9 protein-coding genes are annotated in these 12,664 nt (G+C 42.6%); 5 read left to right on the top strand and 4 right to left on the bottom strand.

All coding sequences use genetic code 11. The features are described 5' to 3' along the window. Positions 1-51: 51 nt before the first annotated feature. Complete coding sequence (gene glgP, locus SORDD16_RS07650) at positions 52-2,310, bottom strand: glycogen/starch/alpha-glucan family phosphorylase (protein ID WP_061452979.1); 2,259 nt, start codon at positions 2,308-2,310, stop codon at positions 52-54. A 24-nt stretch (positions 2,311-2,334) separates the two neighbouring features. Continuing rightward, complete coding sequence (gene malQ, locus SORDD16_RS07645; RefSeq protein ID WP_061452978.1) at positions 2,335-3,852, bottom strand: 4-alpha-glucanotransferase; 1,518 nt, start codon at positions 3,850-3,852, stop codon at positions 2,335-2,337. A 478-nt stretch (positions 3,853-4,330) separates the two neighbouring features. On the opposite strand from malQ, the gene SORDD16_RS07640 reads away from it, so the two are divergent. From SORDD16_RS07640 to SORDD16_RS07620, 5 genes are all read left to right on the top strand, one after another. Beyond that, positions 4,331-5,599: an extracellular solute-binding protein gene (locus tag SORDD16_RS07640; protein WP_061452977.1), complete on the top strand. Its 1,269-nt coding sequence runs from the start codon at positions 4,331-4,333 to the stop codon at positions 5,597-5,599. A 99-nt stretch (positions 5,600-5,698) separates the two neighbouring features. Continuing rightward, positions 5,699-6,991: a sugar ABC transporter permease gene (locus SORDD16_RS07635; protein ID WP_061452976.1), complete on the top strand. Its 1,293-nt coding sequence runs from the start codon at positions 5,699-5,701 to the stop codon at positions 6,989-6,991. Between the two features lies 1 nt (position 6,992). Continuing rightward, positions 6,993-7,835 (top strand): sugar ABC transporter permease, encoded by an 843-nt coding sequence (locus SORDD16_RS07630; RefSeq protein ID WP_001065650.1) that lies wholly within the window; start codon positions 6,993-6,995, stop codon positions 7,833-7,835. Positions 7,836-8,001: 166 nt separating this feature from the next. Continuing rightward, positions 8,002-8,802: a DUF1189 domain-containing protein gene (locus SORDD16_RS07625; RefSeq protein WP_061452975.1), complete on the top strand. Its 801-nt coding sequence runs from the start codon at positions 8,002-8,004 to the stop codon at positions 8,800-8,802. Between the two features lie 9 nt (positions 8,803-8,811). Further along, on the top strand, positions 8,812-9,798 hold the full coding sequence (locus SORDD16_RS07620) for a LacI family DNA-binding transcriptional regulator (protein WP_061452974.1): 987 nt from the start codon (positions 8,812-8,814) through the stop codon (positions 9,796-9,798). Between the two features lie 33 nt (positions 9,799-9,831). On the opposite strand, the gene SORDD16_RS07615 is transcribed toward SORDD16_RS07620, so the two are convergent. Both SORDD16_RS07615 and aspS read right to left on the bottom strand, forming a co-directional pair. Continuing rightward, the gene (locus tag SORDD16_RS07615) at positions 9,832-10,773 is read right to left on the bottom strand and encodes a YitT family protein (RefSeq protein ID WP_061452973.1); all 942 of its coding nucleotides are present in this window, start codon (positions 10,771-10,773) and stop codon (positions 9,832-9,834) included. 22 nt (positions 10,774-10,795) lie between these two features. Then, on the bottom strand, positions 10,796-12,562 hold the full coding sequence (gene aspS, locus SORDD16_RS07610) for an aspartate--tRNA ligase (protein ID WP_061452972.1): 1,767 nt from the start codon (positions 12,560-12,562) through the stop codon (positions 10,796-10,798). Positions 12,563-12,664 lie beyond the last annotated feature (102 nt).

The raw sequence follows: 12,664 nt of genomic DNA, 5'->3' as shown, positions 1-12,664 counted from the left end.
TTGGGGGTGCAGTGCCCAAGATGCGTTTTTTATAATCTGATGTAAAGTATCTTAGTTCAAGTGCCAGATATCTTCGTTGTACTGAGCGATTGTACGGTCAGATGAGAAGAAGCCAGCTTTGGCAATGTTAACGATGACTTTATCCAACCATGCATCACGGTCTTCGTAGTCAGCAAGCATTTGCTCTTTCACCTTGATGTAGTCTTCCAAGTCAAGGAGAGTCATGAACCAGTCTTTGTGGATCAGTTCATTGTGTAGACGACCAAGGCGTTCATCATTTCCAACCGCACGGACTTCGTCACTGACGATAAAGTCTACTAGAGGCTTGATGGCATCTCGTTCGTAGAATTCGCTTGACTTGTAAGCTGCTTTTGCATACAGGTCAATGACGGTTTCTGAATCTTCACCGAAGATGCAGATGTTTTCGTCGCCAACCAATTCAGCGATTTCTACGTTAGCTCCGTCCATAGTACCAAGAGTCAAAGCTCCGTTCAACATGAATTTCATGTTACCAGTACCTGAAGCTTCTTTAGAAGCAAGTGAGATTTGTTCTGAGATGTCACATGCTGGGATGAGGAAGCTTGCTGCAGTAACGTTGTAGTTTTCAACCATTACGACTTGCAAGTGTGGAGCTACTGCTGGGTCGTTTGCAATCACTTCTGATAAACAAAGGATCAAGTGAATGATGTCTTGAGCAATTGTGTAAGCAGGAGCTGCTTTACCACCAAAGAAGACTGTGATTGGACGAGCAGGGATGTTGCCAGCCTTGATGTCAAGGTATTTGTGGATCACATACAAGGCATTCATTTGTTGGCGTTTGTACTCATGGAGACGTTTGATCTGGATATCAAAGATAGAGTTTGGATTGATTTCCACACCTTGTTGTTCTCTCAAATGACGAGCTAATTTACGTTTGTTGTGAGCCTTAATGCTTTCCAATTTTTCTTTGACAGCAGCCTTATCTTCGTAAGACAAGAGCTGTTCAAGCTCATCTGCTTCATGGTGCCAACCGCGACCAAGAATCTCATCCAAGTAGTGAGACAAGCTTGGGTTGGCATGCATGAGCCAACGACGGAAAGTGATACCGTTTGTTTTGTTGTTGAATTTTTCTGGGTAAAGGTCGTAGAAGGCCTTCAACTCTGAGTTTTTCAAAATCTCCGTATGAAGTGCTGCTACCCCGTTGACGCTATATCCATAGTGGATATCCATGTGGGCCATGTGGACACGCCCATGCTCGTCGATGATCTGAACAGCTGGATCGCTGTATTCTGCCTTCACACGACGGTCCAATTCTTCGATGATTGGTACCAAGTGAGGAACCACTTCTTGCAAGAATTCAAGAGGCCATTTTTCAAGGGCTTCAGCAAGGATGGTGTGGTTAGTGTAGGCAGTCATGCTACGTACGATTGAGATTGCTTCATCAAGTTCGATACCACGCGCAGTCAAGAGACGGATCAATTCAGGAATCACCATGGATGGGTGAGTATCGTTGATTTGTACAACTGCGTAGTCTGCAAGGTCATGCAGGTTGCTTCCTTTTTCGATTGCTTCGTCGATGATGAGTTGCGCACCATTTGACACCATGAAGTATTGTTGGAAGATACGGAGCAATTCACCTTGCTTGTCGCTGTCGTCTGGGTAAAGGAAGAGAGTCAAATTGCGAGCGATATCTGTCTTGTCAAAGTTGATACCATCTTCGATGATAGAAGAATCAACTGAATCCAAGTCAAACAAGCGCAAGCGGTTTTTCGTAGCTGTCTTGTAACCAGGTACATCGATATCATAAAGGGTAGAAGTCAAGGTGAAGTGCGCAAACGGCACTTGGTAGCTACGGCTTGAGCGAACGAGCCAATTTTGCTCAGTCAACCAAGTGTTAGGAATCGTTTCTTGTTGGTTGTTTTTAAGAACTTGTTGGAAAAGACCGAAATGGTAGTTCAGACCAACGCCGTCACCATTCAAACCAAGTGTAGCGATTGAGTCGATAAAGCAGGCTGCCAAACGTCCCAAACCACCGTTACCGAGTGATGGTTCCAATTCTACTTCTTCAACTTCAATCAAGTCTTTACCAGCATCAGCCAATTCTTTTTTCACATCGTCATAAAGACCAAGGTTGATTAAGTTGTTTGACAAGAGTTTACCAATCAAAAACTCAGCTGAGATGTAGTAAACTTTTTTCTTACCAGTGTTGACTGGTTTTTGACTGCTTGCACGTTTGCTGTAGTTGAGAAGAGCCAGGTAGAGCTCTTCATTGCTACATTCTGCAATGGTTTTATTGTAATATTTTTGTACAAATTCTTGTAATGGTAACATGTTTATGTGTCTCCTGATATTGTCTTATTTCTTTAATTCTACCAAATTTTCGTTGATTCGGCGATAAATTGTCGTTAAATCAAGCAAATTTTCTTCAACAGCTGGTGTGAGCTGGTCTGCTGTCATGCGCCATGACCAGTTACCACCGAGGGTAGATGGGTAGTTCATACGAGCTGCTTCGTCAAGCTCTAGTAAGTCTTGCATGGTTGCAATAGCCATGAAACTTACGGATGAGAAGACTGTGCGTAGCATAGCGTGCACCACTGTTTCATACTCTTTGCGATTGGTGTAGCGCGCCATGTACTCACGGGTCGGGTCATCGATTTCATTACGATACCAACCAAGAACTGTATTATTATCATGTGTTCCTGTGTACATCACAGAGTTCGTAGGTGCCAAATGTGGACTATCAATGCTTTCATGTTCTGGATTGAAGGCAAATTGAAGAACCTTCATACCTGGGAATCCTGTACGCTCACGCATTTCGATGACTTCTTTCGTCATGAAACCGAGGTCTTCTGCGATGATATTCAAGTCACCAAGTTCTTCTTTAACCGCCGCAAAAAGCTTGTAATCAGGTCCTTTCACCCATTTACCTGTTGCTGCTGTCTCAGAACCCGCAGGAATTTCCCAGTAAGATTCAAAACCGCGGAAGTGGTCGATACGAACGATATCGTAGATCTTGAAGCTTTCGCGCAAGCGTTCAAGCCACCATTTGTAGCCATCTTTGTCCATTGCTTCCCAGTCGTAAATTGGGTTCCCCCAAAGCTGACCAGTGGCAGAAAACTCATCTGGTGGGCATCCTGCGATGCAGGTTGCTTTACCAGTGGCATCTGTCTTGAAGAGATGTGGATTAGCCCACATATCGCTTGAATCTTCCGCTACGTAGATAGGCATGTCACCAACGATTTCGATGTGGTTGTCATTAGCGTAGGCTTTCAATTTCAACCATTGTTGGAAGAAGAAGTATTGAGTCACACGGTGGTAAACCAACTTGTCTGCCAATTTCTCACGGTAGCTTTCAAGTGCTGAAGCTTTACGAGCACGAGCATCTGCATCTGGCCATTCTGTCCAAGCAAGATTGTCAAAATGCTCTTTGATAGCCATATATTCTGCGAAGAGTTCAAGCCATGATTGGTTGTCATGAGCAAACTTCTCAAAATCTTTGACATCACCCACCTCCAAGAAGCGTTTAACTGCTTTTTCTAAAAGTGGACGACGTGCGTAATAAATCTTCGCATAGTCAACTTCAGATGCATCGCTACCAAAGTCAACACCTTCAAGGTCACTAGCTTCGAGCAAGCCTTGCTCTATCAAGATATCAAGGTCGATAAAATGCGTATTTCCAGCAAAGGCTGAGAATGATTGGTATGGAGAATCTCCATAACTTGTTGTCCCAAGAGGGAGGATTTGCCAGTAACGTTGCTTGGTACGAACCAAGAAATCAACGAAATCATAGGCGCTCTGACCAAATGATCCAATCCCGTAAGCTCCTGGAAGAGAAGAGATGTGCATCAACACACCACTCTGACGTTTTTTCATAATAGCACCTCGAATATTTTGTTATGAAACGTTGCACAAACCTAGGCGCAAACGTTTGCGTTAAATTAAGTATAGCGTATTTTAAAAGCAAATGCAAGCGTTTTATTAAACTTTTTTACTTTATTTTTTACTCCATGAGGACTTGGATACCTCTCTATTTCATGAAATAGAGATAACTTCTTGGAGGTTATCAATTTAATATAGCTCAGTTCTAATATCTGTCTAGTTTTTCATAAGATCAAGCAAAACACATGCAATCGTTTCCTCGTATAGTAACCACACAACCAAAAAGCAGCTATTTGGGGAGTCTCCTTCTTATTAAAAGGGATTATTGCTCCCTGAATCCTTAAAATTTTTTTAAAAAATTTTTAAAAAAAGCTTGCAACCGTTTTCTATTTGTGATATACTAGGCTCATAAAGGAAAACGTTTGCGTCGACCTATCAAATAAAAATTGTTATTCTTTAGGAGGAATACACTATGTCATCTAAATTCATGAAGAGCGCCGCTGTGCTCGGAACTGCTACTCTTGCTAGCTTGCTCTTGGTAGCTTGCGGAAGCAAATCTGCTGATAAAGCGGCTGATACTAGCTCATCAGAAGCACAAGAACTCACTTTTTACGTTGAAGATCAATACAAAGCCTTTGCTGAATCAGCTGCAAAAGCTTACGAAAAAGAATCTGGTGTAAAAGTTACAATCAAAACAGGAGACCAAATGGGTGGTCTTGATAACCTTTCACTTGACAACCAATCTGGTAAAGCCCCTGATGTTATGATGGCTCCATACGACCGTGTAGGCAGTCTTGGTACCGATGGACAGCTTTCAGAAGTGACTTTGAGCGACGGTGCTAAAACAGATGATACTACTAAATCTCTTGTAACTGTTGGTGGTAAAGTGTATGGCGCTCCAGCTGTTATCGAGTCTCTCGTAATGTACTACAATAAAGACCTGCTAACAGAAGCTCCTAAGACTTTTGGTGACTTGGAAAACCTTGCTAAAGACAGCAAATACGCTTTCGCTGGTGAAGATGGTAAAACAACTGCCTTCCTTGCTGACTGGACAAACTTCTACTACGCATACGGACTCCTTGCTGGTAACGGCGGTTACGTATTCGGACAAAATGGTAAGGATCCTAAAGACATCGGTCTTGCAAATGACGGTTCTATCGCTGGAATCAGCTACGCTAAAACTTGGTATGACAAATGGCCTAAAGGTATGCAAGATACTGAAGGTGCGGGCAACTTGATTCAAACGCAATTCCAAGAAGGTAAAACAGCTGCTATCATCGATGGCCCTTGGAAAGCTCAATCCTTCAAAGAGGCAAAAGTGAACTACGGTGTTGCCACTATCCCAACTCTTCCAAACGGAAAAGATTATGCAGCCTTTGGTGGTGGTAAAGCTTGGATCATCCCATCAAGCACTAAGAACCTTGAAGGAGCTCAAAAATTTGTAGACTTCCTTGTGTCAACTGAACAACAAAAAGCTTTCTATGACGCTACAAACGAAGTACCTGCTAACACTGAAGCTCGTACTTACGCAGAAGGTAAAAACGACGAGTTGACAACAGCCGTTATCAAACAATTCAAGAACGCTCAACCAATGCCAAACATTTCTCAAATGTCAACCGTTTGGGATCCGGCTAAAACAATGCTCTTTGATGCTGTAAGTGGCAAGAAAGATGCCAAAGCAGCTGCTAACGATGCTGTAACATTGATCAAGGAAACAATCCAACAAAAATTTGGTAACTAATTGATTTGTTCAAGGGGGGTGAAAGTAAAATCCCCCTTTGAATTTATAATCTTGCGACTAAACCCGAGTTTCATCTCACATCCTAGGAAAGGAGTAATCATGGAAAAACAAGAACCTCGCAAGGCAGCCTTGCTGTCAATCATCCCTGGTTTAGGACAGCTCTATAACAAACAAAAAGCTAAAGGATTGATTTTCCTTGGTGTTACCGTTTTATTCGTTCTGTATTTTCTAACACTCGCAAGCTCAGAATTGAGCAATCTCATCACGCTGGGGGTTAAACCGGGCCGTGATAATTCCCTCTTCATGCTGATTCGCGGTGCTTTCCATTCTATCTTTGTTGTCGTTTACTTGCTCTTTTATATCTTTAATATCAAGGATGCGCATACGACTGCTAAACGTATCAACAATGGTATTCCCGTAGCTCGTACCTTCAAGGACATGATTAAAGGCATTTATGAAAATGGATTCCCATACCTTTTAATCATCCCATCGTATGTAGCGATGACATTTGCAATTATCTTCCCTGTTATCGTAACCTTGATGATTGCCTTTACCAACTACGACTTCCAACACTTGCCACCAAACAAATTGTTGGACTGGGTTGGTTTGACGAACTTCACTAACATCTGGAGCTTGAGTACCTTCCGTTCAGCCTTTGGTTCGGTTCTTTCTTGGACCATTATCTGGGCTTTATCTGCTTCTACTTTGCAGATTGTCATTGGTATCTTTACAGCAATCATTGCCAACCAACCATTTATCAAAGGAAAACGTATCTTTGGTGTTATTTTCCTTCTTCCTTGGGCAGTTCCAGCCTTCATCACTATCTTGACATTCTCAAACATGTTTAATGATAGTGTTGGTGCTATCAACACCCAAGTCTTGCCTCTTTTGTCCAAGGTCCTTCCTTTCCTAGATGGAGCTCTTATCCCTTGGAAAACCGATCCGAATTGGACCAAGATTGCCTTGATTATGATGCAAGGTTGGCTTGGATTCCCATACATCTACGTTTTAACCTTGGGTATCTTGCAGTCTATTCCTAACGACCTCTACGAAGCGGCTTACATCGATGGTGCCAATGCTTGGCAAAAATTCCGCAACATCACTTTCCCAATGATTTTGGCTGTTGCAGCTCCAACATTGATCAGCCAATACACCTTCAACTTTAATAACTTCTCTATCATGTACCTCTTTAATGGCGGAGGACCTGGTAGCGTTGGTGGTGGAGCCGGTTCAACTGATATCTTGATTTCATGGATTTACCGTTTGACAACTGGTACAGCCCCACAATACTCTATGGCAGCAGCTGTTACCTTGATTATCTCCATCATTGTCATCTCTATCTCTATGATCGCATTCAAGAAACTACACGCATTTGATATGGAGGATGTCTAAGATGAATAACTCAATCAAACTCAAACGTAGACTGACTCAAACCCTCACTTACCTCTACTTGATTGGCTTATCAATCGTCATTATCTATCCACTTTTGATCACCATTATGTCAGCCTTCAAGTCTGGTAACGTGGTAGCCTTTAAACTAGATGGTAACGTCGATTTTAGTTTTGATAACTTTAAAGGACTCTTCACTGAAACCTTGTACGGCACTTGGTATCTCAATACCTTAATTATTGCCTTGATTACAATGGCTGTCCAAACAAGCATCATCGTACTTGCTGGTTATGCCTACAGCCGATACAACTTCTTGGCTCGTAAACAAAGTTTGGTCTTCTTCTTGATCATTCAAATGGTACCAACCATGGCTGCTTTGACTGCCTTCTTCGTTATGGCACTTATGTTGAACGCCCTTAACCATAGCTGGTTCCTCATCTTCCTCTATGTCGGTGGTGGTATCCCTATGAACGCTTGGTTGATGAAAGGTTACTTTGATACCGTACCAATGTCTCTTGATGAATCAGCAAAACTTGATGGTGCAGGACACTTCCGTCGCTTCTGGCAAATCGTTCTCCCTCTTGTTCGCCCAATGGTTGCGGTGCAAGCCCTCTGGGCCTTCATGGGACCTTTCGGAGACTATATCCTCTCTAGTTTCTTGCTTCGTGAGAAGGAATACTTTACAGTTGCCGTTGGTCTCCAAACCTTCGTCAACAATGCGAAGAACTTGAAGATTGCCTACTTCTCAGCAGGTGCTATCCTCATCGCTCTTCCAATCTGTACACTCTTCTTCTTCTTACAAAAGAACTTTGTTTCAGGACTTACAAGTGGTGGCGACAAGGGATAATTTATCCCCGCCACCCTTTTTCATTTTGAATCTTGCTTGTAAAAGACACAAGACCATAAATAGTAGCAAAATCCGCTTTTCAAAAAGCAATTTATCTACTAGACTTGAAATAAAGTACATTTCTCTATATAATACTCATATAGAAAACACTTTTAGAAAGATGCCTATGCTTCCATATCCATTCTCGTATTTCTCTAGTATCTGGGGATTTCGTAAGCCCCTATCAAAACGTTTCGGCCTCAACTGGTTTCAGCTTCTCTTTACGAGCATTTTCCTCATCAGCTTGTCTATGGTTCCCATTGCCATTCAAAACAGCTCACAGGAGACGTATCCACTGGATACTTTTATCGATAATGTCTACACTCCACTGACAGATGAAGCCATCAGGGACTTGTCAGAGAATGCACAAATCGTTGATGGAAAGCTGAACTACTTAGGCACTAGGAATCAGCAGCCTTCTCTTTTGATTGGTCCAAGCCAAAACAAAGAATTGCCAAAGGACTTGCAACTTCATTTTGATACGGAAGAACTCGTCATTAGTAAGGAAAGTAAGGAATTGACTCGCATTCGCTACCACGCGATTCAAACGGATAGTTTCCAGAGCAAGGAAGATCTAACCCAGGCCATTTCTAAAGATTGGTACCAACAAAATCGGGTCTATATCAGTCTCTTTCTCGTTCTCGGTGCAAGCTTCCTCTTTGGATTGAATTTCTTTATTGTCTCTCTTGGAGCTAGTCTTCTCCTTTATATCACCAAAAGATCACGCCTCTTTTCATTTAGGACCTTTAAAGAGTGCTACCATTTTATCTTGAACTGCTTAGGATTGCCCACTCTGATTACGCTTATTTTGGGACTTTTTGGCCAGAATATGGCAACCCTTATCACTGTACAGAACATTCTTTTTGTTCTTTATCTGGTCACTATTTTTTACAAGACACATTTCCGTGATCCAGATTATCATAAATAGGAGATTTTTATGCCCGTTACGATTAAAGACGTGGCCAAGGCTGCAGGTGTCTCACCTTCAACTGTAACCCGTGTCATTCAAAATAAATCAACGATTAGTGATGAAACCAAAAAACGAGTTCGCAAGGCTATGAAGGAACTCAACTACCATCCTAATCTCAATGCTCGTAGTTTGGTTAGCAGCTACACTCAGGTCATTGGCTTAGTGCTCCCTGATGATTCGGATGTATTCTATCAAAACCCTTTCTTTCCATCTGTCCTACGTGGTATCGCCCGAGTCGCCTCTGAAAACCATTACGCAATTCAGATTGCAACTGGTAAAGATGAAAAAGAGCGCCTCAATGCCATCTCACAAATGGTCTATGGCAAGCGTGTTGACGGTTTGATTTTCCTCTACGCTCAGGAAGAAGATCCACTAGTGAAGCTCGTAGCGGAAGAACAGTTTCCTTTCCTTATCCTTGGGAAATCTCTCTCTCCTTTTATCCCACTTGTCGATAATGACAATGTTCAGGCAGGTTTTGATGCAACCGAATATTTCATCAAAAAGGGATGTAGACGGATCGCCTTTATCGGAGGAAATAAGAAACTCTTCGTGACACAAGATCGTTTCACCGGTTATGAGTTAGCTCTTAAGCAGCACCAGATTCCTATTGATAACAATCTAACCTATTTTGCAACGGAATTTCTAGAGGATAGAGGCTATCGTTTTAGTAAACGTCTGTTTCAGCAAGACACCCAAATTGATGCCATTATTACAACCGATAGTATGCTGGCACAGGGAGTCTGTGACTATATCCGAGAACACCATCTAAACGTCCCTGTTCTAAGTTTCGACTCTGTCAATCCTCGACTTGACCTAGTAGCCTATGTCGATATCAATAGCCTTGAACTTGGACGAACATCATTTGAAACGATTTTGCAGATTATCAATGATGCGAAAAATAATAGACAGATTTGTTACCGTCAGTTGATTGCCCACAAAATTATCGAAAAATAAAGACCAGCCCCAAGGCTGGTCTTTTGAGTATTATTAATTGTCCGTTTCTACGAATCGTCCTAGGATGTGGACATTTTCGGATACAGAGACGAAGGCTGTCGGATCGACCTGTTTCATGATGTGTTTAAAATCATTAAACTCTGCTCGCGTGATAACAGTAATCAAGACTGCTTTTCTCTCATGATTATAGGTTCCTTCTGCATCGTGGATCATGGTTGCTCCTCGGTGCAATTTTTTATGGATTTTTGCGATTACCTTGTCAGGATTATTGGTCACAATCATGGCCTGCATGCGTTTTTGCTTGGTAAAGACCGCATCTGTCACACGACTGGAGACAAAGATGGTAATCATGGAGTAAAGGGCATATTTCCAACCAAAAGTCAAACCTGCTATCAGCATGATGGTTCCATTTACCAAGAAAGAAATACTACCGACATTTCTCCCTGTTTTCTTTCGAATGGTCAGACTGACGATATCTGTACCTCCGCTAGAAATATTGTTACGGAGTGCAAAACCAATTCCTAAGCCCATGACAACACCCCCAAAAAGGGCATTGATAATGGGATCCTCTGTCAAGGTCACAACTGGCACAAGCTGGATAAAGAGGGAACTCATGGTTACCGTAATAAAGCTAAAGATTGTAAACTTATGCCCAATCTGATACCAAGCCAAAATCATCAAGGGAATATTGATAGCATAAAAGGTTAGCGATATAGGAATATAAAAACCAAACCAGTGATCACTCAAGGCAGAGATAATCTGTGCCAGACCTGTCGCACCACTGGAGTAAACGTGTCCAGGTTGAAAAAAGAAATTGACCGCTACTGCTGATAGAAAACCATAGACCAGAGAGGCCGAGATTTTCTCATCATATTTTTCCCGAGATATACTTTGTAAAACTCGTAAGATTTTTATCTGATAGGCAAAGCGACGCAGATAATAGCGCCACCGCTTAATTCGTTTTGTTTGTTTCATCTTGTTTTATTAAGTAAGAATCCTAAAAAAGTATCATTTTGCTATTTTCTTCTTGCACTTGTAAGCTGAGTTCCTCTAGTTGTTTGAGAGCGACTGTTGATGGAGCTTGGGTCATTGGGTCAGTTGCCTTGTTGTTCTTAGGAAAGGCAATGACTTCACGGATATTCTCTTCTCCTGCTAAGAGCATCACAAAACGGTCAAGACCGATAGCCAAACCACCGTGTGGTGGGAAACCATAGTCCATCGCTTCAAGAAGGAAACCAAACTGGTCATTTGCTTCTTCAGCTGAGAAACCAAGAGCCTTGAACATGCGTTTTTGAAGGTCTTTTTGATTGATACGAAGACTACCACCACCAAGCTCATAACCGTTCAAGACGATATCGTAAGCAATGGCACGAACCTTAGCCAAATCACCTTCTAATTCGTGAGCTGTTTCTTCCTGTGGAAGGGTAAATGGATGGTGGGCACTCATATAGCGGCCTTCTTCTTCTGACCATTCAAACATTGGCCAATCCACCACCCAGAGGAAGTTGTACTTGTCTGTATCAATCAAGCCAAGCTCTTTGGCGACACGGCCACGAAGGGCGCCTAGTGTTGCATTAGCTACCTCAAGCGTATCTGCTACAAAGAGAACCAAGTCCTTATCTTCAAGACCAAGTGCTGCAGTCAAGTCTGCTTGGATACCCGTCAAGAACTTGGCAACTGGTCCGTTTAATTCTCCATCAACAACCTTGACCCAAGCAAGACCTTTGGCACCGTACTGTTTGGCTACTTCGGTCATTTTGTCGATGTCTTTACGTGAGTAGTTGTCCGCAGCTCCTTTGACCACAATGGCTTTAACAGCAGGTGCTTCTGAAAAGACTTTGAAATCAACACCCTTGACCACTTCTGTCAAGTCCTGAAGCAACATGTCAAAACGGGTATCAGGTTTGTCAGAACCGTAAAGAGCCATCGCATCATCATACTTCATACGAGGGAATGGAAGCGTTACTTCGATGCCTTTGGTTTCTTTCATCACGCGCGCAATCAAGCCCTCTGTGATGTCTTGGATCTCTTGCTCCGTAAGGAAAGACGTTTCCAAGTCGACCTGAGTAAACTCAGGCTGACGGTCACCACGCAAGTCCTCGTCACGGAAACATTTAACGATTTGGTAATAGCGGTCAAAACCAGCATTCATCAACAACTGCTTGGTGATTTGTGGACTTTGAGGAAGAGCGTAGAAATGCCCTTTATTGACACGAGATGGCACCAAATAGTCACGCGCCCCTTCTGGCGTTGACTTAGAAAGAAAGGGTGTTTCCACATCGATAAACTCCAACTCATCCAAGTAATTACGGATAGAGTGAGTCACCTTGGCACGAAGTTTGAGATTTTCCAACATCTCTGGACGACGAAGGTCAAGGTAACGGTAACGCAAACGCGTATCGTCATTGGCCTCAATACCATCTTTAATCTCAAAAGGTGTTGTTTTGGCTGTATTCAACACTGTCAAAGCTGTCACGTTCAACTCAACCGCACCAGTCGGCAATTTATCATTGGCTTGCTCACGCGCAGCGACTTGTCCAGTCACCTCGATAACAAATTCGCTACGAAGGCTTTCAGCTGTTGCCATAACCTCTGCTGAAACTTTTTCAGGGTTGATAACCAACTGCATGATCCCTTCACGGTCACGAAGGTCGATAAAGATCAAACCACCCAAGTCACGACGACGGCCAACCCATCCTTTCAAGGTCATTTCTTGTCCGATGTGTTCCTCACGAACACGACCAGCATACATACTACGTTTCATGTTTTCTCTCCTCTTTTATTCTGTTACTATTTTACCATAAAAGCACAGGCTCTTCATGAAAATCAGCAGAAAAGTTTGATTGTCTTTAGAAATCAAAACGAA

Source organism: Streptococcus oralis, from assembly GCF_001578945.1.
Lineage (GTDB): Bacteria > Bacillota > Bacilli > Lactobacillales > Streptococcaceae > Streptococcus > Streptococcus oralis_Q.
The sequence above is the reverse complement of the archived record's forward strand: the minus strand, read 5'-3'. Positions and strand labels throughout refer to the sequence as shown.

Excerpts from the sequence above, each read along its gene's own strand:
- glgP (WP_061452979.1), bottom strand. The coding sequence starts at position 2,310 with ATGTTACCATTACAAGAATTTGTACAAAAATATTACAATAAAACCATT.
- malQ (WP_061452978.1), bottom strand. The coding sequence starts at position 3,852 with ATGAAAAAACGTCAGAGTGGTGTGTTGATGCACATCTCTTCTCTTCCA.
- SORDD16_RS07640 (WP_061452977.1), top strand. The coding sequence starts at position 4,331 with ATGTCATCTAAATTCATGAAGAGCGCCGCTGTGCTCGGAACTGCTACT.
- SORDD16_RS07635 (WP_061452976.1), top strand. The coding sequence starts at position 5,699 with ATGGAAAAACAAGAACCTCGCAAGGCAGCCTTGCTGTCAATCATCCCT.
- SORDD16_RS07630 (WP_001065650.1), top strand. The coding sequence starts at position 6,993 with ATGAATAACTCAATCAAACTCAAACGTAGACTGACTCAAACCCTCACT.
- SORDD16_RS07625 (WP_061452975.1), top strand. The coding sequence starts at position 8,002 with ATGCTTCCATATCCATTCTCGTATTTCTCTAGTATCTGGGGATTTCGT.
- SORDD16_RS07620 (WP_061452974.1), top strand. The coding sequence starts at position 8,812 with ATGCCCGTTACGATTAAAGACGTGGCCAAGGCTGCAGGTGTCTCACCT.
- SORDD16_RS07615 (WP_061452973.1), bottom strand. The coding sequence starts at position 10,773 with ATGAAACAAACAAAACGAATTAAGCGGTGGCGCTATTATCTGCGTCGC.
- aspS (WP_061452972.1), bottom strand. The coding sequence starts at position 12,562 with ATGAAACGTAGTATGTATGCTGGTCGTGTTCGTGAGGAACACATCGGA.